Source organism: Tamlana crocina, assembly GCF_012037625.1.
On record NZ_JAAVJS010000008.1, the window covers coordinates 143,655 to 170,587 of the forward strand.

Below are 26,933 nucleotides of genomic sequence, written 5' to 3' on the forward strand. Positions count from 1 at the left end.
AAAGAGCTATTGAGGTAGGCTATTAAAACTCATAAACCCGCTCTGGCGTTACACAATAATCCAACTTGATATCACCTTCAAAAACATCGGTAATTTCAACTTCAGCTTCAAAAAAAGAAAGTCCGATTTTTAGGGTTTCGGGTTTGCATTTGGCTAAAAACCGGTCGTAAAAGCCTTTGCCGTAGCCTACGCGATTCCCTGTTTTGTCGAAAGCTAACAGCGGAATAAATACCACATCAACTTTATCGTTGGCTATTTCAATACCATCAATCGGCTCGGGGATATTATAGGCATTCTTTTTTATTTTGGTGTTGTCGGTAAGTAAAAAATGGGTCATTTCACCCGTTTTGAAATCACTTTTCGATACCAAAATGTTTTTATCCTTCCCCGATAAAATATTCAGAATATAATCGGTGTTCACTTCCTTGTGTTCTTCAATGGAAAGGAAAATATGAAAAAACGAAGCTTCCCAAATGGGCAACTGTAAAACCTGGTTGGCAATAGCCAAACTTAAATCTTCCACTTGGTTTTGCGAAAGAGTATTTCGCAGGGCTTTATAGGTTTTTCGGAGTTCATTTTTGGTCATGCTACTGCCTTTTAAGCTTTGTGGAAATATGGAATAGGGCATCGCCTTGGTACACAATGGGCGATTCGTTTACGTTGATGATATAGCCTGTGTTCGAAGCCCGAACAAAATAATTGAACTTGCCGTAGGGGTCGGTGATATTGCCCAGCATGTCGTCCTTTTTCACATAAGACCCAATGGGGATGGAAGCCTTAAACATACCCGAGTATTTGGCGCGCTGCCATTTGCTGTCGTTTATAAAAACGCATTCGGTTTTGGGTTTCGACGATTTAAAAACAGTGCGCAACATACCGAAATGTTTTAAAATACGTTTGGAGCCGTTAACGCCCGAGTTGGTGACCACATCATCAATATGGAATGATTTTCCGCCTTCAAAAAGCAGTAAGGGCTTGCCCAATTTATTGCAGGTAGCGCGAAAGGATTTGGATAAGTTTTTCGAATACAGTACAAACGGTGCGCCGAACACTTTGGCTAAAATATCGAGGTCGGTTTTTTCTTTGGCGTATCGCAGTTGCGGTGCATTAAACCGGCCTGAACCACCGGTGTGGAAATCGATGATTAAATCGGCATGCGGAATCACTTCGTCCATCAATTTGTAGGCCACGCGACCTGCCAAAGATCCCGACGGACTTCCAGGAAACACACGGTTTAAATCGCGCCCATCGGGAAATTCACGCTTCAGGTTTATGAACCCAAAAATATTGATGACTGGCATACAAATAATGGTGCCGCTTTTGGGCTTGTTGATGCCTTTGGCGATGAGTTGCCTTATAATTTCAACACCATTAACCTCGTCACCGTGAATACCGGCGGTAAACAATATTGTTGGCCCCTGTTTTTTAGCGCGCTCGATTATGACGGGAATGTGCACGGGCGATGAGGTATGTAAATTGGCAACATCAAAATTAACTTCCTTGCTTTCTCCAGGTTTTACCTGTTCGCCTAAAATATGAAGGACTTCAGTTTGTGTTACGGGCATTTAATGTTATGTTAAAGGTTAGAACATTGTTCCAAAGCTTCGGTTTTCAATTATTAGGTGGTTTGCGGTACGTTTTTCTCAATATATCTTATAATGGCCTTGGCTATATTTCGGCCCGTGGCGGCTTCAATGCCTTCCAAGCCTGGGGTGGAATTCACTTCCAGCAACAAAGGCCCTCTGGCCGATTGCAACATATCCACACCACAAACAGGTAGTTTTAAAGCACGCGAGGCATTCATGGCCAGTTTCAGCTCATCGTGACTCAGTTTAATAATATTGGCTTGTCCGCCACGGTGCAAATTCGAGCGGAATTCGCCTTCCTTCCCTTGGCGCTTCATCGCGCCCACTACTTGTCCGTCAACTACCAAAGCACGCAAATCGGCACCACCGGCTTCTTTAATAAATTCTTGAACGATAACTCGAGCTTGGAGTCCGTTAAAAGCTTCCAATACCGATTCGGCCGCATTCTTCGTTTCGGCCAAAACCACGCCCAAGCCTTGTGTGCCTTCCAATAATTTAATGATTACGGGCGTGCCGCCAACATGCTCAATTACTTCTTCAACATCACGCGAGTAATTGGTAAACACCGTTTTGGGCATGCCAATTCCGGCTTTGCTCAAACGCTGCAAGCTGCGTAGTTTATCACGCGAACGCTGTATCGCATCCGATGTGCAAATGGTAAAAACCCCCATCATTTCGAACTGACGCACCACGGCACAGCCATAAAAGGTTACCGAGGCACCAATACGAGGTATAATGGCGTCAACGTAATCCAAATAACGGTCTTTGTAATAAATGGTAGGTTTTTCCTTTTCGATGATGATATCGCATTTCAGCGGATCGATCACTTCAACTTTATGTCCCCGTTTTTCGCCTTCTTCAATAAGCCTTTCGGTGGAATACAGTTGGTTGTTTCTAGACAGAATAACTATGTTCATGCTTTGCTTGTTAGGTGCGAAAGGTTTTCCTGGTCTACATCAACCAAAAATTTTTGTTTTAAAAACTGCCTGCCAATCAAAACAGGAAACCTCATATCGTCTCTGGTGCTTAAAGTTAAGTTAATCTTGTACGTTTTTCCAAAAAATACCACTTCAGATTTTACTTTATAGCGGTTTTCCTTAAATCCGTTGCTGCTTTTCACGTCGGTTCTCGAAAATTCCTCAAAAATAATTTCGGTCTTACCGAAGTTTTTATGGGTTTTGCTGTTAAAAATGCAGCGCAGTGTATTGTTTTCCTCGATAATTTTCGAGCAATGGATGGCCGAGGTGTAAGCCCCGGTGTCAATTTTTACGTCAATATTAAAGAGTCCCAGTTTTGGGAAATCAACAATATCAACACGTCCTATAATTTTTTTCATTTTAATTTTTTCAATGTTTATGGCGTTGGCCGGGCTTTCGGCAGTCGCTTCCCAAAAAAAGGGAGAGCTCCAACAATGCCTCTATCCCTAACGCGCCAGCCCGCATTTTACGGGGCGGCTTCAAACTTTTTGCCTGTTTGTTAGGTTTTTCAAAAAGTGGCGCAATGTAGATAAATAATTCATCCATCGGCCAAAAACTTTCATAAAATATAAGCATTTATTCGGAGTTGATTTTACGAATGGAAAAATTAAAATAATTACCTTTACAACAATGGATACCCCCGATTTAGAGATACAGTTAAAAACCCTGCCCAACCTGCCCGGAGTGTACCAATACTACGATAAAGAGGGTACTATTATTTATGTTGGTAAAGCCAAAAATTTAAAAAAACGGGTCAGTTCTTATTTCAATAAAACCCACGATAGTGGTAAAACGCGGGTGTTGGTTAAGAAAATAGCCGAAATAAAGCATATTGTGGTCGATACTGAAACCGATGCACTGCTGTTGGAAAATAACCTCATTAAAAAATACCAGCCACGCTACAATGTAATGCTGAAGGACGATAAATCTTATCCGTGGATTTGCATAAAAAAAGAGCGTTTCCCAAGGGTGTTTTCCACCCGACGGGTCATCAAGGATGGTAGCGAATATTTTGGGCCGTACACCAGCGGTAAAACCGTGCTTACACTACTCGATTTAATAAAAGGGCTGTACAGTTTGCGCACTTGCAATTATAACCTTTCAGAAGAAAAAGTGGATGCCGGAAAGTACAAAGTGTGTTTAGAGTACCATTTGGGTAATTGTAAAGGCCCGTGCGAAGGTCTTGAATCTGAAACTGAATACAACGAAAACATAAAAGCGATTAAAGAAATTTTAAAAGGAAATTTTAAGGATTCGTTACAGCAGTTTAAAGCCCAGATGCTTGAATTTGCAAACAATATGCAGTTTGAGGAAGCCCAGAAAATAAAGGAAAAACTGGAGGTGCTGGAAAACTATCAAGCCAAATCGACTGTGGTAAACCCAAAAATCAGCAATGTAGATGTGTTTGCTATAGTAAGCGACGAGAGTTATGGCTACATCAATTTTTTACAGCTGTCGTATGGTTCCATCATTCGGGCGCATACTTTAGAAATTAAAAAGAAGCTCGACGAAACCGACAAAGAATTGTTGGAGCTGGCCATTACCGAAATCCGGCAACGCTTCAATTCAAAATCCAAAGAAATTTATGTGCCGTTTAAAGTCGAGTTGGGAGAGGATTTGAAAGTCACCGTTCCCAAGTTGGGCGATAAAAAACACATATTGGATTTGTCGCTCCGTAACGCCAAATATTTTAGGATGGAGCGGTTTAAACAAATAAAAATTGTAGACCCCGATAGGCACGCCAACCGTATTATGGCGCAAATGAAAGCTGATTTAAGGCTCAGTGAAGAGCCGCGGCATATCGAGTGTTTCGATAATTCGAACATTCAAGGCACCAATCCCGTAGCGGCTTGCGTGGTGTTTAAAAACGGCAAACCCAGTAAAAAAGATTACCGCCATTTTAACATTAAAACCGTGGAAGGGCCAGACGATTTCGCTTCGATGGAAGAAGTGGTATATCGCCGTTACAAACGGCTTTTGGACGAAGAGCAACCCTTGCCGCAACTTATCATAATCGACGGTGGAAAAGGGCAGTTGTCATCGGCTTTAAAAAGTCTCGATGCGCTCCATTTAAGAGGTGAAATTGCTATTATCGGAATTGCTAAACGTTTGGAAGAATTATTTTATCCAAACGATCCAATTCCCTTATATTTAGATAAGAAAAGCGAAACGCTAAAAGTCATCCAGCAGTTGCGAAACGAAGCGCACCGTTTTGGTATTGAGCATCACCGAAACAAACGGAGTAAAAGTGCGTTGAACACCGAGTTGGAGACCATTCCAGGGGTGGGCGAAAAAACAGTAGTGGAGTTGTTGAAAAAGTTTAAATCGGCCAAACGCGTAGCACATGCCAAACTAGACGAATTGGAAGATGTGGTTGGCGTATCACGTGCCAAAAAGGTTTATGATTATTATCATAAGAACGAAGTAAAATAGCTCAAATGATAAAGATTAAATATAAAAAGAAGCGGTTGTATTCTAATTTAGTAATTGGTGTTGTTTGGCTGGTTTTTGCAGTTTTCCATTTGGCAAATGAGGAAAAAATAGATTGGACAGACTATGGTTATTGTGGTATCTCGCTAATGTATCTGCTACAGTTTATCTATGAGTATGTAAACCAATATTTAACTATAAATAACAATGTTATCAAAAAGCACGGCATATTTGGTAAAGCACTAAAATTTAGTGAGGTTGAAAACTTCAAAATATTTGCAGGGGAATATATATTACAAACCCAAAGCGCAGAGTTGAGAATTGATACAAACGTAATAGAAAACACATCGCTAACCCGTTTGAACAAAATTATCGAAAAGCACGAATTGCCCGGAGCTCATTTTAAATAGGGCAAACTTAAAATTGGTTACATTGAAAACCCACATTGTCATATTAATTCTAAGCTTTCTCACGCTATTTTCCGCGAAAGCGCAAAACATCGAGCCAGAGAATACTAAGCCTAAAATCGGTTTGGTGTTGAGTGGCGGCGGAGCAAAAGGCTTGGCGCACATTGGGGTTTTAAAGGTGATTGATAGTTTGGGCATAAAGGTCGATTATGTGGCAGGCACCAGTATGGGGGCAATCATTGGCGGACTTTATGCTTCGGGGTACACCGGAAAACAGCTCGATTCCATTTTTCAGGAAGTCGATTTCGATAATATTATAAACGACGATTTGCCCCGCGAATCGAAAGCCTTTTACGAACGCGATAATTCAGAGCGTTATGCCGTTACCTTGCCGTTTAACAAGCTTAAGGTAAAGTTGCCTTCGGCCTTATCGAGGGGTCACAATGTATATGGTTTACTTTTAAAATTGGCGTTAAACGTTAGTCATATTCAAGATTTTGATAAACTGCCCATTCCTTTTTTCTGCATAGCTACCAACATGGAAACGGGCGAACAAGTGGTGTTGGATAAAGGAAACCTGGCCCAATCTATGGTGGCCAGTGGAGCGTTGCCTTCGCTATTTCAGCCGGTGATTATCGACGATAAAATTTTGATTGATGGCGGAGTGGTGAACAATTACCCTATTGATGAGCTGCGCAACAAAGGCATGGATGTTATTATTGGGGTAGATGTTCAGGACGGTTTGTCCAACAGGGAAGAACTGGCTTCGGCGCCCGATGTACTGATTCAAATCAATAATTTTCGTACCATTAACGCCATGAAGGAAAAGGCTCCAAAAACCGATATTTACATAAAGCCCAATATCAAAGATTTTAATGTGATTTCGTTTGACGAGGGCGATAAAATAATAAACGAAGGGCAAGAAGCAGCATGGTTTAAGTTGAATGTATTGAGAACATTGGCATCCAAAAATTGTGGAAATAAACAACCGTTTCTCGAAAAACCAATCGATAGCATAAGCATTAAAAATTTTGAAATTGCAGGGAACGAAAACTACACCCGGGCATATATTTTAGGAAAACTGAAATTAAAAACCGATGAAAAAATAAGCTACAAAGATTTTAACGAAGGTATTTACAATGTGGTGGCCACCAATAATTTCGATGTGTTTCAGTACGAATTAAAGCGTACGGAAAATGCCGGAGAATACAGTTTTATGGCAAATATTAAAGAGTCTCAGGTAAATACCTTTTTGAAATTGGGCATCCACTACGATGAGTTGTACAAAAGTGCCGCTTTGGTAAATTTAACCCAAAAACGCTTATTCTTTAAAAACGATGTGGCTTCGCTTGATGTTATTCTTGGTGATAACGTGCGCTATAATTTTGATTATTTAATTGACAAAGGGTTTTATTGGAGTATTGGTTTGCGTTCGCGGTACAATCAATTCAATAAAAACATAAATGCCCAGCTTTTGTTGGATGAAGAGGAAATAACGGCAACGGGATTGAATAAAATAGGTGTAAAGCTTAAAGATCAAACCAATCAGTTTTATTTGCAAACACTGTTTAGACGCGATTTTTCGTTGAGTATGGGTGCCGAGCACAAACGTTTGGAAATTGATTCGGAAACTATTTCGGGCAATAACCCTGATGACGAATTTTTATTCGAAAATACCGATTATTTCAGTTTATTCGGAAACCTAAAACTCGATACTTACGATAATATATATTTTCCTAAAAAGGGCTTATACTTTAATGGGCACTTAAATATTTATTTTCATGCTTCTCATTTTGTTGAAAACTTTAAAAGTTTCTCCATAGCCAAGGCCGATATGGGCTATGCTTTTAGTATTTCAGATAAATTGTCGTTCAACTTACAAACCAGTGGCGGATTCAAATTGGGCGATAAATCTACCCAAACTTTAGATTTTGCTTTGGGCGGATATGGCAATAATTTAATAAACAATTTTGTACCCTTTTTGGGGTACGATTTTATTTCACTTACAGGAAACAGCTATGTGAAGGCACTGATGGTGGCCGATTACGAAATCATAAAAAAGCATCACATTACTTTAGAGGGCAATTGGGCGAATATTGACGATAATATTTTCGATACTGGAGAGTGGTTTACCTTACCCGATTATAGGGGTTATGCACTGGGTTACGCCATTGAAACCTTTTTAGGTCCCGTTCAGGCCAAATACAGTTATTCGCCCGAACGCGGTCAGGGCAAATGGTTTTTTAATATTGGTTTTTGGTTTTGATGGTTTCTAAACTTGCTTTGAATTGAATTTATTCCCTGGTTTGATTGAATGAAAATTTTTTCCGATATTTGTTAAGTTATGAAACCTTTTTGGAAAGACTTATTGCAATTTCTTCATTTCCTTATCAAGAGAAATCCTGAATAAGTCGGCATTTTTGTTGTTCCTGTTTGTATTTCGGCTAAAGTAAATGACCAAGCAGGAATCCCCTTAATTTTAGTATCTTTATATAGTTGATTGTTAATCTATTATTGCTCGTGGTTTGGGCTTTTCCGAACGATGAGCAGATCTAAACTAAACGAAAATGCCCATTTATCATAAATTAGGAAACATTCCGCACAAGCGGCATACGCAATTTAGAAAGCCCGACGGCAGTTTGTATTACGAGCAGTTGTTCGGCACCATTGGTTTCGATGGTATGTCTACCAACAGTTACCACGAGCAACGCCCCACACAGGTTAAGGAAATTAAAAACCAGTACAGTATGGCGCCTAAAATTGCCAAGGCCAATAACATTCAATCGTACCAATTCAAAGGCTTTCAGGTAAAGCCCGAAAACGATTATCTCGACAGCCGAAAAACCATTTTGTTCAACAACGATTGTGGAATCATATTGGCGGCACCCAAAAAATCAATAACCGATTATTTTTATAAAAATACCGATGCCGACGAATTGATTTTTATCCACAAAGGCTCGGGAAAATTAAGAACACACCTGGGGAATCTCGATTTCAAATATGGAGATTATCTATTGGTGCCTCGTGGAATTATCTATAAAATAGATTTTGATTCTGAAGATAACAGGCTATTTATAGTCGAGTCGCATCGGCCCATTTACACGCCAAAGCGTTACCGAAATTGGTTCGGACAATTGTTGGAACACGCACCGTATTGTGAGCGCGATATCCGTCGCCCACAGGAATTGGAAACCCATAACGAAAATGGCGATTTTTTAATCAAAGTTAAAAAGCAAAACGATATCATCGAGATGGTTTACGCATCTCATCCGTTTGACGTGGTGGGTTATGATGGCTATAATTATCCGTATGCGTTTTCAATCCACGATTTTGAGCCTATTACGGGGCGCATCCACCAGCCGCCACCAGTACACCAAACATTTGAAACCGATACTTTTGTAGTGTGCAGTTTTGTGCCGCGGCTGTACGATTACCATCCGCAGTCCATTCCCGCGCCCTACAATCACAGCAATATTGATAGCGACGAGGTACTGTATTATGTAGATGGCGATTTTATGAGCAGAAACGATATTGAGGTTGGGCATATTTCACTGCATCCAGCCGGCATTCCGCACGGTCCGCATCCCGGTGCCACTGAGCGTAGTATTGGGCAAACCAAAACCGAAGAGCTCGCCGTAATGGTCGATACTTTTAAACCACTACAAGTAACGGAAGAGGCCATGAAAATAGCCGATGAGAGTTATTTTAAGTCGTGGATATGAGCCTCCCCTAACCCCTCCAAAGGAGGGAGATAGAATGCTCCAGGTTTAATTTGAGGAATGTTAGTGCAATTAAATTAGATATAATATAGAAAAATTCAAATTCCCGATTTGAGTTTCTCCCCTTCGGGGAGATTAAGAGGGGCATAATATGAGTAAAGACATAAAATCAGTAAACTACGGATTGGAAAAAATATTTGAAGGCGCACAGGACTTTCTGCCACTTTTGGGAACCGATTACGTTGAATTCTACGTAGGCAATGCCAAACAGGCCGCACACTTTTACAAAACGGCTTTTGGGTTTCAGTCATATGCCTATAAAGGCTTGGAGACGGGCTCGAAAGATTCGGTGAGTTATGTGCTGAAACAAGATAAAATCAAATTGGTGCTAACCACGCCGCTCAATAGCAAATCGCCCATAAACGACCATATCGTAAAACACGGTGATGGCGTAAAAGTCATTGCCCTTTGGGTGGAAGATGCCCGAAAAGCTTACGAAGAAACCACGAGCCGAGGGGCAAAATCGTTTATGGAGCCAGCCGTTGAAACTGACGGAAAGGGTGAAGTAGTCCGTTCAGGAATTTACACCTACGGTGAAACGGTGCACATGTTTGTAGAACGGAAAAATTATAAAGGCACATTTTTACCGGGATTCAGAGCGTGGAAATCCGACTATAATCCTTCGCCGGTTGGCTTGAAATATATCGACCATATGGTTGGTAATGTGGGTTGGGGGCAGATGAATAAATGGGTGAAATGGTATGAAGATGTGATGGGTTTTGAGAACTTTTTGTCGTTTGACGATAAACAGATTCACACCGAATATTCAGCACTCATGAGCAAGGTGATGAGCAATGGTAATGGCCGCATAAAATTCCCGATTAACGAACCCGCAAAAGGCAAAAAGAAATCACAAATTGAAGAATATCTCGATTTCTATGAAGGTTCTGGCGTGCAACATATCGCTGTGGCGACCGACGATATTATCAATACAGTTTCGCAATTAAGGGAGCGCGGCGTTGAATTTTTATCGAAACCACCCGAAGCATATTATAAAGCCGTTCCGGGGCGTTTGGAAGAACACAGCCACCAATTACGTGAAAATATTGAAACACTAAAAAAATTGGGAATTATGATTGATGCCGACGAGGAGGGCTATTTGTTACAAATTTTCACCAAACCTGTTGAGGATAGACCGACTTTGTTTTTTGAAATCATCCAACGGATGGGTGCCCGAGGTTTCGGTGCAGGCAATTTTAAAGCGCTTTTTGAAGCCATTGAGCGCGAACAGGCCAATAGAGGCACTTTGTAGGCTAAAAAAGAAAGGCATGTTTAGTTTATTCGTAAACATGCCTTTCAACTTGACTAACAAAAACAACTATAAAAATTTATATCCCACCCCAAAGAGTAAAAAATTGATTTTTGAACTAAGGTCTGCGGTGCCAGTATAAAAATTATTCAGCTGCACGCCGTACTTGGCTTGAGCATAGATTTTTTCGGTAAAGCTATATTCTGCCCCAAAAGTAATGAAAACACCAAGTTTGCTGTAATTGTCAACCACTTCCTCCAGTAGGTAATTAATAGAAGGTCCTGCTAAAACGCTAAATTCTTCTGTAATTTCATAACCGCCCAAAAAGCCAAGATAAAGGGTGTTGCCCTCGTTGTTTATGGCAACGAGTAGTTCAGGTTTTAGGTTTATCTCGTCGGTAATTTCAAATTCACTTTGGGCGCCAATATAAAATCCGCTGCTATCAAAATCTAAATCCCATTTTTCGCCATCTACCTTAAATATTGAATTGAGGTTCAGGTAACCTGCTGTGGCGGCCAAATTTAGTTCTTGGGCTTGTGTGCTTGCTGTAATTAAAAAAATAATGAAAAGGCTAAATGTTTTTCGTAACATAGTATTTGTTTTTAATGGTTATAAATGTACATCGGCCCAAAACAGAAATGTGAGCAGTTTTTTTTGAAATTTTTTGAAATGGGTAGGATTAAGAACTGTAGTGACTCGGGTAGCTATGGGGGCAATCAATACATTCGTCCACAATACTTCAGCTTGTGCCTATTCCTTCTGCTTTGCCCAATATAAGCGCTCCGCCAGCCTATTTTGGATTTGACTTTAGTATTTTAAACACGTAACAGGTTGATAGTTAATGGAAAAGGGGTTTAGGCGTGGTTTTAAAAAAAAAATAAAAAAAGTTTCACATGTTAAAAAATAATTTACATTTGTCTCACTTTTTAGCTGAACAAATTGAAATCTGTTTCTACGTTCGGGCTTTTGAAAATTAGGAAGTCATATTCAAAAGCAGCTTATCGTTTAAGCAACCGAATTTTAAAGCTAACTTCCGTATCGCCAATATATGCTGTACAGCATGAATATGCTTTTGTGCCTACTACCCAGCGCGAGATCCAAATTTGATAGTGTTTATTTTTTATTAACTTAACCTGTAGTTAATCTAGTAATTACATCTTTAATTTTAATTAAAAATAAATTGAATACTAAATATATTGATTTAATAAATCAAACTTATGATTTTCCGCAAGAAGAATTTAAGGTTGATAAAGGACAGTTGCATTTTCATGATATCGATTTAATGCAGCTCACAAAAGAGTATGGCGCACCGTTAAAATTTACGTACCTGCCACAAATTTCGAACAACATCAACAGGGCCAAAACGTGGTTTGCCAATGCTATTGAAAAGCATGATTACAAAGGCAAATACAACTATTGCTACTGTACCAAAAGTTCGCATTTTAAGCATGTGATGGACGAGGCGTTGAAGAACGATATTCATATTGAAACCTCCTCGGCTTTCGATATCGATATTGTAGAACGTCTGAAAAAGGAGGGTAAAATAACCAACGATACTTTTGTAATCAGTAACGGTTTTAAACGTGCGCAGTATGTTACTAACATTGCACGTTTAATTAACAGTGGCCATAAAAATGCCATTCCTATTATTGATAATTACGAGGAAATGGATTTGCTTTCAAAAGAAATAAAAGGCAAGTTTAAGGTAGGTATACGTATTGCTTCGGAAGAAGAACCAAAATTTGAGTTTTACACCTCGCGATTGGGCATTGGTTACAAAAACATCGTGCCGTTTTATAAAAATCAGATTGCCGGAAATAAAAAAGTTGAACTTAAAATGCTTCACTTTTTCATTAATACCGGTATTCGAGATAACGCTTATTATTGGAACGAATTGCTGAAATGCCTAAAGGTGTACATCAGCTTGAAAAAGATTTGTCCGTCGTTGGATAGTCTTAACATTGGTGGAGGGTTCCCGATAAAAAATTCATTGGCATTTGAGTTTGATTATGAATACATGATTGATGAAATTATCAATCAAATTAAACTCACCTGTGAAGAGGAAGAAGTAGATGTGCCCCATATTTTTACAGAATTTGGAAGCTTTACCGTTGGTGAAAGTGGTGGAGCCATTTATGAGGTGTTGTACCAAAAACAGCAAAACGACCGCGAAAAATGGAACATGATTAACTCGTCGTTCATCACCACTTTACCGGATACCTGGGCGATTAATAAGCGCTTTATTTTGTTGTCGGTTAACCGTTGGCAAGACACCTACGAGCGTGTGCTTTTGGGTGGGTTGACCTGCGATAGCGACGATTATTACAACAGCGAACAGCACATGAATGCCATTTACTTACCCAAATACAACAAAGATAAACCCCTGTACATTGGGTTTTTCAATACGGGCGCATACCAAGAAACTATTGGTGGTTTTGGCGGACTGCAACACTGTTTAATTCCATCGCCAAAGCATGTTTTAATCGATCGGGACGAAAATGGAAAGCTAACCACAAGGCTGTTTAGCGAACAACAAAAAAGTGAAGATTTACTAAAAATATTGGGGTATCAAAATGGTCAAAACGAATCAGCCGAGGTTGAGGTTGACGAATTTGAAACTTCCGAAAAACAATAATTACCAACAGATGAAAACTTACGCTGGAATTCCAGAAGAATTTGCAAAATTAGAACGTGCAAAAATTGTTTTAATTCCCGTGCCATATGATGGTACGAGTACTTGGCAAAAAGGTGCCGATAAAGGCCCTGATGCTTTTTTAGATGCTTCAGAAAATATGGAGCTTTACGATATTGAAACCGGTACCGAAGTGTATCAACAAGGGGTGTTTTTGGCTGATGCGGTAACTGAAAATAGTTCGCCAGAGGCGATGGTTGAAGCGGTGCATCAAACCACAAAAAAATACATCAAAAAAAATAAATTCGTGACTGTTTTTGGTGGCGAACATTCCATTTCCATTGGTACCATTCGTGCCTTTAACGAGATGTATCCGAACTTAACGGTGTTGCATATCGATGCACATGCCGATTTGAGAAAAGAATACGAAGGCACTACATGTAACCATGCCTGTGCAGTTTACGAAGCGAGCCAAACCACGAACTTGATTCAAGTGGGCATCCGTTCTATGGATATTATGGAAAAAACCGTAATGGACGAGGAGAAAACCTATTTCGCCCATGATATGGCGGTGGATGATACTTGGGTGGATTCGGCCATCGATCAGATGACCGATAACGTTTTTATCACGTTCGATTTGGATGCCTTCGATCCGTCGATTTTACCAAGTACCGGAACACCTGAGCCAGGAGGTTTGTTATGGTACGAAACCTTGGAGTTTTTAAAACAGGTGTTTGCTGAAAAAAATGTGGTAGGGTTCGATATTGTTGAACTTTGCCCCAATAAAAATGAAAAGTCGTCCGATTTCTTAGCCGCCAAATTGTATTACAAAATGTTGAGCTATAAATTTTTGGACGAAGAGGTGGATGACGAATACGACAATGCTTACGATAACTCGGCACAGAAAAACAATAACTTAAAATTTAATGACGATGACAACTACTAGAGGACCGATTTCCCAATTTATAGAAAAACACTATTTACATTTTAACGCTGCCGCTTTGGTAGATGCCGCCAAAGGCTACGAGGCGCAACTAAATAACGGAGCGAAAATGTTGGTGTCGTTGGCAGGTGCGATGAGTACTGCCGAGTTGGGCAAAAGCTTTGCAGAAATGATTCGTCAGGATAAAGTGCAGATTATTTCTTGTACGGGCGCCAATTTGGAAGAAGATATCATGAATTTGGTAGCACATTCACATTACAAGCGTGTGCCTAATTACCGTGATTTAACGCCGAAGGAGGAGTGGGATTTGCTTGAAAAAGGATTGAACCGTGTAACCGATACTTGTATTCCAGAGGAAGAAGCCTTCCGTCGTTTACAAAAACATATTTACGATATTTGGAAGGAAGCCGACGATAAAGGCGAGCGTTATCTGCCACATGAATACATGTACAAAATGTTGCTTTCTGGTGTTTTGGAAGAATATTACGAAATTGATATAAAGGATTCTTGGATGTACGCTGCGGCCGAAAAAAACTTGCCTATTGTATGTCCAGGTTGGGAAGACAGTACCATGGGGAATATTTTCGCGAGCTATGTGTTGAAAGGTGAATTAAAGGCTAGTACCATGAAATCGGGTATTGAATACATGACCTTTTTGGCCGATTGGTACACCGATAATTCAGAAAAGGGTATTGGGTTCTTTCAAATAGGTGGAGGCATTGCAGGCGATTTTCCCATTTGTGTAGTGCCCATGCTGTATCAAGATATGGAGCGTACCGATACGCCGTTTTGGAGTTACTTTTGCCAAATTAGCGACAGTACCACAAGTTACGGGTCGTATTCCGGAGCTGTTCCAAACGAAAAAATAACTTGGGGTAAATTGGATATCGATACCCCGAAGTTTATCGTAGAGAGTGACGCTACCATTGTGGCACCGTTAATTTTTGCATATTTATTGGGCTGGTAATGTCTAAAATTGAAAACATAGAAAACGTTGAGCTTCGATACTTAACCGTTGATGATTTTGAAGAGCTTAAAGTCGCTACTTTAGAGTCGTACGGCGGTGTGCTCAATTCCTATTGGAAAAAGCACCACATTGAAAAATTAACCTCGATGTTCCCAGAAGGGCAGGTGGTTATTTTGGTAGATGGCGATATTGCCGGTTGTGCACTTTCGCTTATCGTAGATTTTGATAGCATTGACGACGACCATACGTACAACGATATTATTGAAGGCGAATCGTTTAAAAACCACAACCCAGAGGGCGATGTGCTGTATGGTATCGATGTATTCATCAAGCCACAGTACAGGGGCTTGCGTTTAGGGCGACGACTTTACGATTACCGAAAGGAAGTTTGCGAAAAACTGAATCTAAAAAGTATTGTTTTTGGTGGGAGGATGCCCAATTACCACAAGCATAAAGATTTAACACCCAAACAGTATATTGAAAAGGTAAAGCAAAAGGAAATTCACGATCCGGTTTTGAATTTTCAAATTTCCAACGATTTTCATCCGGTACGTGTGCTTAAAGGTTATCTGGAGGGCGATACCGCTTCAAACGAATATGCCGTTTTAATGGAGTGGGACAATATCTATTACACCAAGCCCAGCAAAAAGGCCAGTACCGTAAAAACAGTGGTGCGATTAGGGCTTATCCAGTGGCAAATGCGCCCTTATAAAAGTTTGGATGACCTCATGCAACAGGCAGAGTATTTTATAGATAGCGTTGCGGCGTACCGGTCGGATTTTGCCATGTTTCCGGAATTTTTCAATGCGCCACTCATGGCCGAGTTCAACCATTTGCACGAACCCGATGCCATTAGGGAATTGGCTAAATTCACCGAAACCATTGTTAACAAACTGAAGGAGTTTTCAATTTCATACAATATCAATATCATTTCCGGGAGCATGCCCGAGGTGGTAAACGATAAGCTATATAATGTGGGCTATTTATGCAAGCGTGATGGCAGTGTAGAGCGTTATGAAAAAATTCACGTAACGCCCGATGAAGCCAAAGTATGGGGTTTGCAACGAGGCAACCAGCTAAAGGCTTTTGATACAGATTGCGGTAAAATAGGTATATTAATTTGTTACGATTCCGAATTTCCGGAACTGTCACGTTTGTTGGCCGACGAAGGCATGGACATTCTGTTTGTGCCCTTTTTAACTGATACCCAAAACGGCTATTCACGTGTTAGGCTATGTGCACAAGCGCGTGCCGTGGAGAACGAATGTTATGTGGCCATTGCCGGAAGCGTTGGGAATTTGCCCAATGTCAACAACATGGATATTCAATATGCGCAATCGGCGGTGTTTACGCCCTGCGACTTTTCGTTTCCGAGTAATGGTATAAAAGCCGAGGCTACACCAAACACCGAAATGATATTGGTAGCCGATGTCGATATTAGTTTATTGCGCGAACTGCATTCGTTTGGCGCAGTAAAAAATCTAAAAGACCGCAGGAAAGATTTTTATGATGTTATTCGCAAAAAATCGTCATAAATGCTATCTTTAGAACAACAAACTCAAAAAACTTTACCCTAAATTAAAAAATCAAATTGATGAAAAATAGAAATGATAATTTAAAACGTGTCATTGTAGATTTTAAAAAATTAACACCAGAAATTTTAGCATTATTGGTTGAAAAATACCCCGATGGCTATGATGACGACCATATTATATCCTTTAGGAATCAGCACAACGAAATTATTGAAGCCGTTGAAGTAACCACGGCCGATACCAAATATTTAGTAAAGGTGAGCACTAAGTTGGCCATGACCATGGAGAACTATGACGAGGACGATTATGAAGATTACTCTGGAAATGATCCAGATGCCGTGCAGGATCCCGATATGATGGATGAAGACCCAGACGACGATAATTAATTATTAAATAAGAAAGTATTATGAGAACGGCTGTTTTTAAGTCCTACAAAAACGGTTACTTTAGGTTTTGGTTAGAAAACGGCGAAGAGTTGGCCTTTGAGGAGGTGCATCCACGCGTTTTGAAGCAATTCGATTTAAAAAACGATAAAAGCTTAGTTGATAAAGAGTTTAAAATGGCATTTGTTGAGGACGAAGATGGCGACGATGTTATTTATCGCGTACAAAGTTTAAAGCCCCTTTAATTACCAAGCCTTAGTTGGTGCTTTTTATTTGTTTTAATAAGCGAATGGAATTACGTATATTTAATACATTGATTTATTGTGTGTTTTGAATACAAAAAGCAGTATGTTAACTTAATTGATAAATGATGACAATGAAAAAAATAGTGATGTTGAGCGGTTTGTTTGCCCTGTGTTTTTTCAGTGCAAGTTTTGTGACAAGTGATGGGATAAATGATATGTATATTACGAATTCAGATCAAGAGGGGCTTGTGGTTTATGCTTCTTACGATGGAAAGGAGGATTACGGTTATAGCTTTGTCACTAAAGGAAAAGATGGCATGGAATATACTTTAACCTTTCAAAGGGTTGAAGAAAGTGTTCTAAAAGCATTCGATTTAAATTCTGAAAAATTAGTGGGCACTAAGTTTAAAATCACTTTTAATAAAACCATTAAAGTGACCAAAGACGAACATGGCAATGATGATGAAGAAGAAATAAATACCATTACGCTTTTGGAGAAAGTTTAGAAATTAAAGCTTTCAGTTTATTTTTGAAAATTTGGGGTTGAAAAAAAGCGTATCTTATTCATTTCGAGCCTTTCGACTCCGCTCAAGATAAACTTATGTCGAGAAATCTCATTATATTGAATATTATTAAGTTAGTTTTTTTTAAGGTTCTGCTATTTATTCTATTTGTAAAAATTTAGGCTTCCACTTTGGTGGCCTTTTTTATAAAAACTTCCCAAATAAAAACAGCATAAACCACTATGTATTCCAAAGCGATAATCCAAAGGTTTTCTGATTTGTCTGCGCTATTTACGTTGAGGTAGGCCAGGTAGCTTAAAACAATCATAAAAGTCCACACCAAAGGAAATTTATAGTTCGTAAACACCGATAAAGCTAAAAGCATGGCGAGATACCAAGGGTGTACCGTTGTCGCTGTAAAATAATAAAAGGATAAAGCGAATAGCATGGCAGTGATCAGTTTTACCGTGGCTTCGTTCTTTCTTAAAAATGACAAAGCCAAAACAAAAACAAACACGATTATAGCCGTAAATTTTCCAATAATGGCAATTTCATTGTAACCCCGAAAGGTATATCCGATCGCTCGGGCAATGTAATACAGGCTGGCGTTAAATTCAAAATTTTGAAACCACAATGCTACGGTTTGGCTGTAGTTGCTGATAAATTCTGAAGAAAAAAACGGTATGAAAAGCAAAAGCGTAGCCCCTAAAACAATAGAGTAAAATATAAATAGTCTTTTTATTTCTACGAATATGGTAGCCTTGTTTTTGTTTTCGATATGCTGTACCGAAGGCTTTCGGAATTGTTTCGGCATCTCGTGATTTTCAAAAGATTGCTTCGTTCCTCTCGCAATGACGTCTCGTTTAACAAACCACTGAAAAAACAAAGGTAAAAACAACAATGGAATGAGTTTGGTTGAGATAGACAGTGCCAATACTACGGCTGACCATTGCCACTTTCCAGAGTGGAGCAAATACAAACCCCAAATTAAAAAGAAAATCATCACGCCTTCAAAATGGAGGTTTCCGGTGAGTTCGATGATGATAAACGGATTTAAAACATACCAAAAAATATGATGGGCAGGCATATTCAATTTTTTCAGCAGTTTTTTTCCAAAGAAAAGCGTTCCGAAATCGGCTGCAATAATGATTAAACGCATAACAACTACCGAACCTAAAATATTCTTTCCGGAAACCAAAGCGGCAATGGCAAAGCATAGTTGGTTGATAGGAGGGTAGTTACTAAAGTGACTGGCGTTGAGGACGCCCATGCCTTTGTGAAGTTCTTGGGCTTGGGCGATTGGAAATTCGCCGGTGCTTATAAACGATTCGGGAGTAAATAAATAGGGGTTAATGCCTTCAAAAATCATTCTTCCGTCCCAAATAAATCGGTAAAAATCTTGTGAAAGGTTGGGAATGGCCAAAATAAAAATAGCTCGAAACCCAAATGCCAAATAGCTTAAAAAAGCAATTTGATTTTTGAAAATTTGGACCAGTTTGTAAAACAAGACGAACAAGCCCACATAAAGCGTTAAAAGTTTTATGTAGTCCGTTCTGGCTAAATCATAAGCAAAAGTCCAATAGAGAAACCCGCAGGATAAGGCCAGGAGTAAGGGGAGTTTGTACAGTTTAAAAAATATTGTGTTAGGCTGCATAATCCAAATATAGGGCTAATTTGAAATGTTGGATAAAGCTGTTTACTTTAACTGTTTTTACCCCTTCAGCGATACAGATAGACATTAAGCCTTAGAAGCCAACGATTTAAAAAACACATACCCAAATCCAGCAAATAACATGAGGTGAAACGGGAAAAGCCCAAAATCGCCACCCTGATTGCCTACAATAAAGGCACTGTACATCCCAAAACCAAAATATAGCATCAGCAAACCTTCAAAAATCAAGTGTACTGATAGGTTTTTCTTCAAGTACTTGTTGTTTTTCCAGTTGTCTTTGTATTTGCTGAGGTTGAATTTTGGAGTACGCACAAATTCTGATTTTTTTCCCATATGGCCCTCAATAACCGCAATGGAATTGTGAAGCGAAAACCCCATGGCTATGGAAAAAAACGTAAAAAACATACCTACGTATTTAATGAAGTTCTTCAGCCCGCTGCCATAAGTGTTTTTATACATAAACCAAAAACAAACAAAAAAGATAATGGTACTAATCACGAAAAAGCTCATTACATAAAAATAGGCATGCAAGTGGGCGTACTCATTTTTTATGTATAGCATCGGAACGCTTAAAACGCCAACAATAAGAACATTTAAAAACATGGTGCTATTAAGTAGGTGTAACAAACCATGTACTTTAGTTTTTAATGAAATGTTGTGGTTTTTTATAACCCGACCCAGCATTTTTCTGAAATTTTCAGCTCCGCCTTTGTTCCATCTAAATTGCTGTGAGCGTGCCGCACTGATTACAACGGGAAGTTCGGCAGGTGTTTCAACATCTTCCAGATATTTGAATTTCCAGTTTTTTAACTGGGCGCGGTAACTCAGGTCGAGGTCTTCTGTAAGGGTATCACCCTCCCAGTTGCCGGCATCAATAATACAGGTTTTTCGCCAAAGCCCAGCAGTGCCATTAAAATTAATAAAGTGGCCTTTGCTGTTTCGGCCTACCTGTTCTAAAGTAAAATGGGCATCGAGTGCAAACGCCTGAATTTTGGTAAGTAACGAGTAATTGCGGTTTATATGCCCCCAGCGGGTTTGTACCACGCCAATTTTTTTATCCTTAAAATAAGGCACGGTGCGTTTTAGCCAATCGGGCTTCGGCAAAAAATCAGAGTCGAAAATAGCTATAAATTCACCTTTGGCTATTTTTAATCCCTCCTTTAGGGCGCCTGCTTTAAAGCCTTTTCGATCGGTACGGGTAATGTGCTGAATGTTAAGTCCGGTAGCTTGTAGTTTTTCGACATGTTTTCTGGTGCTTTCAACCGTTTCATCGGTAGAATCGTCAAGCACTTGAATTTCCAGTTTGTTTTTCGGATAGTCTATTTTGGCCATGTTGTCCAGTAAACGCTCCATAACGTACATTTCGTTGTAAACGGGTAGCTGGATGGTAACGGAGGGGATTTCTTCAGGCTTAGATAAATCGAATTTAGGACAGTTTTCGGTTTTCTTCTTTGAAGAAAGGTAATTGAACAGCAAATTTAATTGCGCCAAAGCATACATGAAAATCAGCAAAAGTGAAATACTGTATATGGTAATAATTACTGTTTCTAAAATCATGATTTAAAGCTGTATTTGAAAATCCAACCCAATATTTTTACGCCTGCAAATATAGCGCCTTTTATTGTGCCTGAAACTTTTGAGACCCCAATTCTGTTTCTGTAATTTACTGGTATTTCGGTATATGTCAATTTTTGTTTTAAGGCTTTTAATTGCATTTCTACGGTCCATCCGTAGGTTTTGTCTTCCATGTTCAAACGCAGCAGTTTTTCATATTTTATGGCTCTAAACGGTCCCAAATCAGTGAATTTAGATCTAAAAAATAGGGTCATAAGGGTGGTGGCTAGCCAATTTCCAAAAATTTGTGGTAAAGTCATGGATCCTGGTTCTCTCAGTCGTTTGATTCTGGCTCCAATTACAAAGTCAATATTATTATCAACTATCGGGGCAACTATTTTGGTAAGTTCTTCGGGATAATCACTATAATCACCATCAAGAAAAACAATAATATCGGGTTTTTCGACTTTTGAAGCCACATATTGCAATCCTTTTAAGCAAGCATAGCCATAGCCTTTTTGGGGTTCGCTTAAAACAGTAGCGCCCGCTTTTTGGGCATTGGTTTCCGTATTGTCGGTAGAGTTATTGCTTACTACAATAACTTCATCCACTACACTGGGTATGTCGTTTATAACATGTGCAATGGAGCTTTCTTCGTTAAAAGCAGGAATAATAACCATTATCTTGGTCATGGCAATGGCTGGTTTGGTTTTTAAAGAGACAAAGGTAGTTTATTCTTTGGTTTTTATTTTGTTGTGAAGAAAAGTAATTTGAAGCGAGTTTAAGTGAACGATGAACAATAATACGAATTGATAAAACTATAAGGAAAACAAATTGTCGGTTTGTAAGCTTTAGAGTTTTTTTTGACTAATTTTGTGAAATAAAAATAAGTTGAAAACATTTAAAGTATAAATATCATGGCATTAGAGATAACAGATGCAACGTTCGAAGAAACAGTATTAAAGAGTGATAAACCCGTATTGGTAGATTTTTGGGCAGCTTGGTGCGGACCATGTAGAATGGTAGGTCCAATCATCGAACAGATTAGCGACGAATACGATGGTAAAGCCGTTGTAGGAAAGGTAGACGTTGACGCCAACCAAGAGTTTGCAGCTAAGTACGGTGTGCGTAACATTCCAACGGTTTTGGTATTTCAAAATGGAGAAGTTGTTGGAAGACAGGTAGGTGTAGCGCCTAAAAATGCTTACACAGACGCTATCGATTCGCTTTTGTAAAATGACTCTAGGCATCTAAATTTAAAAACCAACACCAATTTGGATTGTGTTTTTAATGCATAAAAAATTTGATGCTCAAAACATACGTGAAAAAGAAAGCCAAAAAGGTTTGCCAATATGGCGAACCTTTTTTTATTTTAGAACAAAATAAAGAATAAAAGAATATTATGAGCAAACCAATAAAAGTTCAAGACGCCATAGACAGTAAATTGCTGGAAGAACGAAAAGTGTTTTTGTGGGGTCAAGTAGATGATAAATCGGCCAAACACGTTATCGATAGACTACTTTATTTAGATGCCCTCGAAACGAAAGATATCCACCTATACATTAATAGTCCGGGCGGTTATGTGACTTCTGGCTTCGCCATGTACGATTGCATCAAATCATTAAAAAGCGATGTGTCAACAATATGTACGGGCTTAGCAGCTTCCATGGGGTCTATTTTACTTTCCGTGGGTGCTAAAGGAAAACGTTTCATTCAGCCCCATGCCCGAGTGATGATCCATCAGCCCAGTGGCGGAGCGCGAGGGCAGGCCAGTGATATTGAAATTACAGCACAGGAAATTTTAAAAACCAAAGAATTGAGTGCCAAAATTTTGGCCGACAATTGCGGTCAGGATTTTGAAAAAGTAATGAAGGATTTTAATCGCGACCATTGGATGGGCGCCGAAGAATCGGTAGCTTACGGTATTGTTGATGCCGTAATATAAGCAGCAAATCAATTTAACTTTAAGAGGCATGGTGCAAACTGTGCCTTTTCGTATTTTTACAAAACCCTAAAGTTTTTGAATGAAAAAAATTGCAACATTAATTTCGGTGTTTCTCTTGTTGGTTTCGTGTGCAAAAGAAGAAACGAAATCATTGTTGAGTCCGGGCATTTCATTAGAGCTGGCCAATTACCGAAAGCAACAGGTTAGCGATGTGGTTTATACATTGTCTTTTGATATTCCGGAAGAAAAGTCCGAGCCCATCGATGCCGAACTCGATTTAAGCTTAACCATAAACGATTTAAGGCATCCGTTGTATTTGGATTTTAATGCTGATAGTTCGCTTTTGAAAACGATTGCCGTTAACGGAAAAACCATTGATATAAACCACGAAGAAGAACATGTTATTGTAGCTTCAGAATATTTAAAAATTGGCAAAAACCAAATTAATATCCTTTTTGATGCCGGTGAACAATCCTTAAACCGAAACGACGATTACCTGTACACCCTTTTGGTGCCCGATCGTGCCAGTACCCTGTTTCCGTGTTTTGATCAGCCCAACATTAAGGCCTATTACTTACTAGATATTACAGCGCCAAAACATTGGAAGGTGCTTAGTGGCGCGGCATTGGAGGTCGAAGAGGAACTCGAAGATGCTATAAGGCACAGATTTAAAACTTCCGATTTGATGAGTACTTATTTGTTCTCGTTCGTTGCCGGTGAATTTGAAAAAACAAGTGAAATGTTAGACGGTTTCAACATGGAATTCCTTTACAGGGAAAATGATACAGAAAAAATTGAAGCCAGTATGGAACCGATTTTTAAATTCCATAAGCAATCGCTTTCGTTTTTGGAAGATTACACACAGTTTCCGTTTCCGTTCCAGAAATTGGATTTTGCGGCCATTCCGGGGTATCAATACGGAGGAATGGAACATCCAGGGGCTATTCAGTACAGAGAGTCGTCGTTGTTTTTAGATAGGCATGCCACGCAAAACCAAAAACTGAACCGCTGTCATTTAATTGCCCACGAAACGGCACACATGTGGTTTGGCGATTTGGTGACGATGAAATGGTTTGACGATGTGTGGCTGAAGGAAGTATTTGCCAATTTTTTGGCCGATAAAATTTCGGAACCTGCATTTCCGGAGGTGAACCACAGCCTTAATTTTATGTGCGAACATTATTCCAGCGCGTATAGTGAGGACCGAACAAAAGGTGCTACACCCATTAAGCAACCCCTCGATAATTTAAAAAATGCCGGTACACTTTACGGAAATATTATTTATCACAAATCGCCCATAATGATGCGGCAATTGGAGGCTTTGGTGGGCGAAACGGGCTTTAGAAAAGGCATGCAGAATTATATAAAAGATTTTGCCAACGGTAATGCCGATTGGAACGATTTGGTTTCATTGCTCGATGCCGAAACCGACGTCGATTTAAAACAATGGAGTGAAGTATGGGTGTTCCAGCCCGGGCGGCCCATAATAACCGACAATGTGGTGTATAGAGATGGTAAAATTGAGTCTTTCAGCATTGAGCAGCAAGCCGAGGATGGCAGCGATAATCTTTGGCCACAACACTTTTCCATTGGGTTGGTGTATCCCGATTCCTTAAAGGTGGTCCCGGTGAGTCTAAATCAAAAAAGTCAAAACATAGCCAAATTTAAGGGCGTTAAAAAACCGCAGTCCATTATTTATAATTATGATGCTTTTGGTTACGGCGTGTTCCCGATGAAACATTTGGAAGCTTCGGCAATTCCCAATATTCAGGATGATGTCGCTAGGGGTTATAGTTATATCAATCTTTATGAAAATGTGTTGTTGGGCAAGTTAAAGCCCGAAATAGCTTTGGAAACCTTAGTGCAAGGTTTGTTGACTGAAAAGAACGAACTTGTTTTAAGTATGGTTTCGGGGTATGGTTCAGCCATTTTTTGGAAATACATCAACCCTGAAAAACGGGATGATTTAGCACAAATGATGGAACCGAAGTTGATAAAACGATTGATGGACAAAGCCCTTCCGTCAGGATTGAAAAAAACAATTTTCGGATTTTACAGGGGGGTGGCATATTTGTCTTCTGGTCGCGATATGCTCTATAAAATCTGGGATAAATCTTTGAAAATTGAAAACTTAAACCTTAATGAAAACGATTATACCGGTTTGGCGGCAACTTTGGCCATTTATGGGCATCCGGAGGCTGAAACCATTTTGCACGAGGCTTTAAAGGATATTTCTAATTCGGATAGAAAAAAGCGGTTTGAGTTTTTATTACCATCTTTGTCGGCAGACGAGAATTTAAGGGATGGTTTTATGCAATCTTTGGCCCAGGCCGAAAATAGAGAAAAGGAGAGTTGGGTCATTTCGGCTTTGTATAATATGAATCATCCGTTACGGCAGGCTTCAGCTAAAAAGCATTTAAAGATGTGTTTGGGCTTAACGGAAGACATTCAAAAAACGGGTGATATATTTTTTCCGAAGTCATGGCTCAATGCAACCATCGGGAATTATAACTCGAACTATGCATTTGAGGTGGTTGAAACGTTCTTAAAAGAAAACCCTAACTTTCCGACGGTTTTAAAAAATAAGTTGTTACAGGCTGCCGACGGCGTGTATAAAGGAGAAATTTTAAGAGAGCGATGGCATTAGATTTACAAAACGAACTGAATAAAACGGAAGGGTTTAAAAACCTCGAACTGCTGGCTAAACAAGTGGTAGAGGGATTTATTTCCGGGATGCATAAAAGTCCGTTTCATGGTTTTTCTGCTGAATTTGCCGAGCATAAAATTTATAACCAAGGGGAAAGTACGCGTCACATCGATTGGAAATTATTTGCCAAAACCGATAAGCTGTACATCAAACGCTATGACGATGAAACCAATCTGCGCTGCCATATTATTTTAGACAACAGTAGCTCGATGCACTACCCTGAAATGAACTCGTTTTCTATCGAAGGGTTGAACAAAATAGGTTTTTCGGTACTGGCTTCGGCGGCATTGATGCAAATATTAAAGAAGCAACGCGATGCAGTGGGGTTGAGTATTTATAGCGATGCTTACGATTATTATGCGCCTGAAAAGGGGAGTGAGCGGCATCATCAAATGTTGTTGAACCATCTTGGTAAAGCCGCAGTTGCTAAACCAGTTAGCAAGAAAACAGAAACGTTTAAATATTTGCACGAAATAGCCGAAAAGATACACCGCCGCTCGATGATTTTTTTGTTTACCGATATGTTCCAAACGGGAGATGACGAGGGTAAGCTGTTTGAAGCACTACGGCATTTAAAATACAATAAGCACGAAGTTATCTTGTTGCATGTATTCGACAAATCTAAGGAGTTGCATTTCGATTACAATAATAAACCCAAACGCTTTGTAGATGTTGAAACTGGCGAGTATATTAATTTGTATGCCGATGCTATAAAGGAAAATTACAGTAAATCGGTAGAAGAATACTTTAAAACGTTGCGCCTAAAATGTGCCCAATATAAAATTAAGTACGTTGAAGCTGATATTAATAGTGGTTTTAATAACATTTTAACCACATATTTGGTGGAGCGGAAAAAGTTCTCTTAATCGTGTAACGTGTTGTTGTATAGTGTTTTGTTTTGTGTCTGGAGAAAAAGTAGTGTGTGGATAGAAAAAAATAATAAAAAAAAGTGAAAAAATATTTGAGATATTGAAAAAGCCGCGTATATTTGCAACCGCAATAAAGCAACGGTCTGGTAGTTCAGTTGGTTAGAATGTCGCCCTGTCACGGCGAAGGTCGCGGGTTCGAGTCCCGTCCAGACCGCCAAATTGTTAAAAGCTCTAAGAAATTAGGGCTTTTTTTGGCAATGAAAAGTAGTTGTGTTGTTCCCAATGTAGTTTGGGAGTGTAGTAATGCCAAAGTTTATTTGGTGTTCCAATGGAAAGCTTTCCTTTTTTCTGAGAAGAAAATGGGGATGCTTTTTTGTTTTTGGGCAGTGTATTTTTGGACCTGTAGGCTTTTTATAAAAGCTTTAATGGATCAAGTACAAAAGTTGGGGACTAAGCATAAACTTGAGTTAATCTGAACAGGAAGAACTCTTTATTTCTTACACCTCTAAGTTGCATTCTAAACGCTTTAATTTTGGCATTAAAGGATTCCGCT

General features: G+C 39.4%; 25 protein-coding genes, 1 tRNA gene and 1 pseudogene. 17 read left to right on the plus strand and 10 right to left on the minus strand.

Features of this window, described 5'->3' with window-relative positions; all coding sequences use genetic code 11:
* Positions 1 to 22: 22 nt before the first annotated feature.
* Genes HC176_RS07670 through HC176_RS19625 form a run of 5 tightly spaced genes read right to left on the minus strand, consistent with a single transcriptional unit; the run spans position 23 to position 3,139 of the window.
* Positions 23 to 586, minus strand: a complete 564-nt coding sequence (locus HC176_RS07670; protein ID WP_167917608.1) for a 5-formyltetrahydrofolate cyclo-ligase — start codon at positions 584 to 586, stop codon at positions 23 to 25.
* 1 nt (position 587) lies between these two features.
* Positions 588 to 1,565, minus strand: a complete 978-nt coding sequence (locus HC176_RS07675) for a succinylglutamate desuccinylase/aspartoacylase family protein (RefSeq protein WP_167917609.1) — start codon at positions 1,563 to 1,565, stop codon at positions 588 to 590.
* A gap of 53 nt (positions 1,566 to 1,618) precedes the next feature.
* Positions 1,619 to 2,503 carry a 30S ribosomal protein S6--L-glutamate ligase gene (rimK, locus tag HC176_RS07680; RefSeq protein WP_167917610.1) on the minus strand — a complete coding sequence of 295 codons (885 nt, stop codon included), beginning with the start codon at positions 2,501 to 2,503 and terminating at the stop codon, positions 1,619 to 1,621.
* Positions 2,500 to 2,922, minus strand: coding sequence for an ATP-dependent zinc protease family protein (locus HC176_RS07685; RefSeq protein ID WP_167917611.1), 423 nt, complete (start codon positions 2,920 to 2,922; stop codon positions 2,500 to 2,502). Before HC176_RS07685 ends, rimK begins: the two co-directional genes overlap by 4 nt.
* Positions 2,923 to 2,932: 10 nt before the next feature.
* Positions 2,933 to 3,139, minus strand: coding sequence for a hypothetical protein (locus HC176_RS19625; RefSeq protein WP_209309685.1), 207 nt, complete (start codon positions 3,137 to 3,139; stop codon positions 2,933 to 2,935).
* A 54-nt stretch (positions 3,140 to 3,193) separates the two neighbouring features.
* Between HC176_RS19625 and uvrC the strand changes: the two genes are divergently transcribed.
* From uvrC to hppD, 5 genes are all read left to right on the plus strand, one after another.
* Positions 3,194 to 4,996, plus strand: coding sequence for an excinuclease ABC subunit UvrC (gene uvrC / locus HC176_RS07690; protein ID WP_167917612.1), 1,803 nt, complete (start codon positions 3,194 to 3,196; stop codon positions 4,994 to 4,996).
* 5 nt (positions 4,997 to 5,001) lie between these two features.
* Positions 5,002 to 5,403 carry a hypothetical protein gene (locus tag HC176_RS07695; protein ID WP_167917613.1) on the plus strand — a complete coding sequence of 134 codons (402 nt, stop codon included), beginning with the start codon at positions 5,002 to 5,004 and terminating at the stop codon, positions 5,401 to 5,403.
* 22 nt (positions 5,404 to 5,425) lie between these two features.
* A complete protein-coding gene (locus HC176_RS07700) occupies positions 5,426 to 7,666 on the plus strand; it encodes a patatin-like phospholipase family protein (protein ID WP_167917614.1) in 2,241 nt (746 codons plus the stop codon).
* Between the two features lie 301 nt (positions 7,667 to 7,967).
* Positions 7,968 to 9,122 (plus strand): homogentisate 1,2-dioxygenase, encoded by a 1,155-nt coding sequence (locus tag HC176_RS07705; RefSeq protein ID WP_167917615.1) that lies wholly within the window; start codon positions 7,968 to 7,970, stop codon positions 9,120 to 9,122.
* A gap of 148 nt (positions 9,123 to 9,270) precedes the next feature.
* Positions 9,271 to 10,431 (plus strand): 4-hydroxyphenylpyruvate dioxygenase, encoded by a 1,161-nt coding sequence (gene hppD / locus HC176_RS07710; protein ID WP_167917616.1) that lies wholly within the window; start codon positions 9,271 to 9,273, stop codon positions 10,429 to 10,431.
* A gap of 66 nt (positions 10,432 to 10,497) precedes the next feature.
* Here hppD and HC176_RS07715 read toward each other — a convergent pair whose 3' ends face one another.
* A complete protein-coding gene (locus HC176_RS07715; protein ID WP_167917617.1) occupies positions 10,498 to 11,019 on the minus strand; it encodes a porin family protein in 522 nt (173 codons plus the stop codon).
* 589 nt (positions 11,020 to 11,608) lie between these two features.
* On the opposite strand from HC176_RS07715, the gene HC176_RS07720 reads away from it, so the two are divergent.
* The 7 genes from HC176_RS07720 (at position 11,609) to HC176_RS07750 (ending at position 17,636) form a co-directional block, all read left to right on the plus strand.
* On the plus strand, positions 11,609 to 13,063 hold the full coding sequence (locus tag HC176_RS07720; protein ID WP_167917618.1) for a type III PLP-dependent enzyme domain-containing protein: 1,455 nt from the start codon (positions 11,609 to 11,611) through the stop codon (positions 13,061 to 13,063).
* Between the two features lie 10 nt (positions 13,064 to 13,073).
* Positions 13,074 to 14,006, plus strand: a complete 933-nt coding sequence (gene speB, locus HC176_RS07725; RefSeq protein ID WP_167917619.1) for an agmatinase — start codon at positions 13,074 to 13,076, stop codon at positions 14,004 to 14,006.
* Positions 13,993 to 14,970 (plus strand): deoxyhypusine synthase family protein, encoded by a 978-nt coding sequence (locus HC176_RS07730; RefSeq protein WP_167917620.1) that lies wholly within the window; start codon positions 13,993 to 13,995, stop codon positions 14,968 to 14,970. Before speB ends, HC176_RS07730 begins: the two co-directional genes overlap by 14 nt.
* The gene (locus tag HC176_RS07735; protein ID WP_167917621.1) at positions 14,970 to 16,505 is read left to right on the plus strand and encodes a carbon-nitrogen hydrolase family protein; all 1,536 of its coding nucleotides are present in this window, start codon (positions 14,970 to 14,972) and stop codon (positions 16,503 to 16,505) included. Before HC176_RS07730 ends, HC176_RS07735 begins: the two co-directional genes overlap by 1 nt.
* Before the next feature lie 59 nt (positions 16,506 to 16,564).
* Positions 16,565 to 16,888, plus strand: coding sequence for a hypothetical protein (locus HC176_RS07740; RefSeq protein WP_167917622.1), 324 nt, complete (start codon positions 16,565 to 16,567; stop codon positions 16,886 to 16,888).
* 20 nt (positions 16,889 to 16,908) lie between these two features.
* Positions 16,909 to 17,130 carry a hypothetical protein gene (locus HC176_RS07745; protein ID WP_167917623.1) on the plus strand — a complete coding sequence of 74 codons (222 nt, stop codon included), beginning with the start codon at positions 16,909 to 16,911 and terminating at the stop codon, positions 17,128 to 17,130.
* A 131-nt stretch (positions 17,131 to 17,261) separates the two neighbouring features.
* Positions 17,262 to 17,636 (plus strand): hypothetical protein, encoded by a 375-nt coding sequence (locus HC176_RS07750; RefSeq protein ID WP_167917624.1) that lies wholly within the window; start codon positions 17,262 to 17,264, stop codon positions 17,634 to 17,636.
* Positions 17,637 to 17,811: 175 nt separating this feature from the next.
* Here HC176_RS07750 and HC176_RS07755 read toward each other — a convergent pair whose 3' ends face one another.
* The 3 genes from HC176_RS07755 to HC176_RS07765 form a co-directional block, all read right to left on the minus strand.
* Positions 17,812 to 19,287 carry an MptA/MptB family glycosyltransferase gene (locus HC176_RS07755; RefSeq protein ID WP_167917625.1) on the minus strand — a complete coding sequence of 492 codons (1,476 nt, stop codon included), beginning with the start codon at positions 19,285 to 19,287 and terminating at the stop codon, positions 17,812 to 17,814.
* A gap of 84 nt (positions 19,288 to 19,371) precedes the next feature.
* Complete coding sequence (locus HC176_RS07760) at positions 19,372 to 20,862, minus strand: cellulose synthase family protein (RefSeq protein WP_167917626.1); 1,491 nt, start codon at positions 20,860 to 20,862, stop codon at positions 19,372 to 19,374.
* On the minus strand, positions 20,859 to 21,551 hold the full coding sequence (locus HC176_RS07765) for a glycosyltransferase family 2 protein (protein ID WP_167917627.1): 693 nt from the start codon (positions 21,549 to 21,551) through the stop codon (positions 20,859 to 20,861). Before HC176_RS07765 ends, HC176_RS07760 begins: the two co-directional genes overlap by 4 nt.
* Before the next feature lie 225 nt (positions 21,552 to 21,776).
* Here HC176_RS07765 and trxA point away from each other — a divergent pair, with 225 nt between their 5' ends.
* The 5 genes from trxA (at position 21,777) to HC176_RS07790 (ending at position 26,597) form a co-directional block, all read left to right on the plus strand.
* Positions 21,777 to 22,094: a thioredoxin gene (trxA, locus tag HC176_RS07770; RefSeq protein WP_167917628.1), complete on the plus strand. Its 318-nt coding sequence runs from the start codon at positions 21,777 to 21,779 to the stop codon at positions 22,092 to 22,094.
* A gap of 167 nt (positions 22,095 to 22,261) precedes the next feature.
* Positions 22,262 to 22,804 (plus strand): ClpP family protease, encoded by a 543-nt coding sequence (locus tag HC176_RS07775; protein ID WP_209309686.1) that lies wholly within the window; start codon positions 22,262 to 22,264, stop codon positions 22,802 to 22,804.
* A gap of 79 nt (positions 22,805 to 22,883) precedes the next feature.
* Positions 22,884 to 25,451: a M1 family metallopeptidase gene (locus HC176_RS07780; RefSeq protein WP_167917629.1), complete on the plus strand. Its 2,568-nt coding sequence runs from the start codon at positions 22,884 to 22,886 to the stop codon at positions 25,449 to 25,451.
* Positions 25,442 to 26,377 (plus strand): DUF58 domain-containing protein, encoded by a 936-nt coding sequence (locus HC176_RS07785; RefSeq protein ID WP_167917630.1) that lies wholly within the window; start codon positions 25,442 to 25,444, stop codon positions 26,375 to 26,377. The genes HC176_RS07780 and HC176_RS07785 overlap by 10 nt, the downstream gene beginning before the upstream one ends.
* Before the next feature lie 143 nt (positions 26,378 to 26,520).
* Positions 26,521 to 26,597, plus strand: a tRNA-Asp gene (locus HC176_RS07790).
* A 233-nt stretch (positions 26,598 to 26,830) separates the two neighbouring features.
* Here HC176_RS07790 and HC176_RS19965 read toward each other — a convergent pair.
* Positions 26,831 to 26,933 (minus strand): annotated as a pseudogene (locus tag HC176_RS19965) (ISAon1 family transposase); the annotation flags it as partial.

Bases quoted from the DNA above. Each gene is read 5' to 3' on its own strand.
- HC176_RS07705 (WP_167917615.1), top strand. From the start codon at position 7,968: ATGCCCATTTATCATAAATTAGGAAACATTCCGCACAAGCGGCATACG.
- hppD (WP_167917616.1), top strand. From the start codon at position 9,271: ATGAGTAAAGACATAAAATCAGTAAACTACGGATTGGAAAAAATATTT.
- HC176_RS07750 (WP_167917624.1), top strand. From the start codon at position 17,262: ATGAAAAAAATAGTGATGTTGAGCGGTTTGTTTGCCCTGTGTTTTTTC.
- HC176_RS07730 (WP_167917620.1), top strand. From the start codon at position 13,993: ATGACAACTACTAGAGGACCGATTTCCCAATTTATAGAAAAACACTAT.
- HC176_RS07735 (WP_167917621.1), top strand. From the start codon at position 14,970: ATGTCTAAAATTGAAAACATAGAAAACGTTGAGCTTCGATACTTAACC.
- HC176_RS07755 (WP_167917625.1), bottom strand. From the start codon at position 19,287: ATGCAGCCTAACACAATATTTTTTAAACTGTACAAACTCCCCTTACTC.
- HC176_RS07745 (WP_167917623.1), top strand. From the start codon at position 16,909: ATGAGAACGGCTGTTTTTAAGTCCTACAAAAACGGTTACTTTAGGTTT.
- HC176_RS07675 (WP_167917609.1), bottom strand. From the start codon at position 1,565: ATGCCCGTAACACAAACTGAAGTCCTTCATATTTTAGGCGAACAGGTA.
- HC176_RS07780 (WP_167917629.1), top strand. From the start codon at position 22,884: ATGAAAAAAATTGCAACATTAATTTCGGTGTTTCTCTTGTTGGTTTCG.
- HC176_RS07760 (WP_167917626.1), bottom strand. From the start codon at position 20,862: ATGATTTTAGAAACAGTAATTATTACCATATACAGTATTTCACTTTTG.
- rimK (WP_167917610.1), bottom strand. From the start codon at position 2,503: ATGAACATAGTTATTCTGTCTAGAAACAACCAACTGTATTCCACCGAA.
- HC176_RS07775 (WP_209309686.1), top strand. From the start codon at position 22,262: ATGAGCAAACCAATAAAAGTTCAAGACGCCATAGACAGTAAATTGCTG.
- HC176_RS07715 (WP_167917617.1), bottom strand. From the start codon at position 11,019: ATGTTACGAAAAACATTTAGCCTTTTCATTATTTTTTTAATTACAGCA.
- HC176_RS07765 (WP_167917627.1), bottom strand. From the start codon at position 21,551: ATGACCAAGATAATGGTTATTATTCCTGCTTTTAACGAAGAAAGCTCC.
- HC176_RS07740 (WP_167917622.1), top strand. From the start codon at position 16,565: ATGAAAAATAGAAATGATAATTTAAAACGTGTCATTGTAGATTTTAAA.
- HC176_RS19625 (WP_209309685.1), bottom strand. From the start codon at position 3,139: ATGCTTATATTTTATGAAAGTTTTTGGCCGATGGATGAATTATTTATC.
- trxA (WP_167917628.1), top strand. From the start codon at position 21,777: ATGGCATTAGAGATAACAGATGCAACGTTCGAAGAAACAGTATTAAAG.
- speB (WP_167917619.1), top strand. From the start codon at position 13,074: ATGAAAACTTACGCTGGAATTCCAGAAGAATTTGCAAAATTAGAACGT.
- HC176_RS07685 (WP_167917611.1), bottom strand. From the start codon at position 2,922: ATGAAAAAAATTATAGGACGTGTTGATATTGTTGATTTCCCAAAACTG.
- uvrC (WP_167917612.1), top strand. From the start codon at position 3,194: ATGGATACCCCCGATTTAGAGATACAGTTAAAAACCCTGCCCAACCTG.
- HC176_RS07785 (WP_167917630.1), top strand. From the start codon at position 25,442: ATGGCATTAGATTTACAAAACGAACTGAATAAAACGGAAGGGTTTAAA.
- HC176_RS07695 (WP_167917613.1), top strand. From the start codon at position 5,002: ATGATAAAGATTAAATATAAAAAGAAGCGGTTGTATTCTAATTTAGTA.
- HC176_RS07670 (WP_167917608.1), bottom strand. From the start codon at position 586: ATGACCAAAAATGAACTCCGAAAAACCTATAAAGCCCTGCGAAATACT.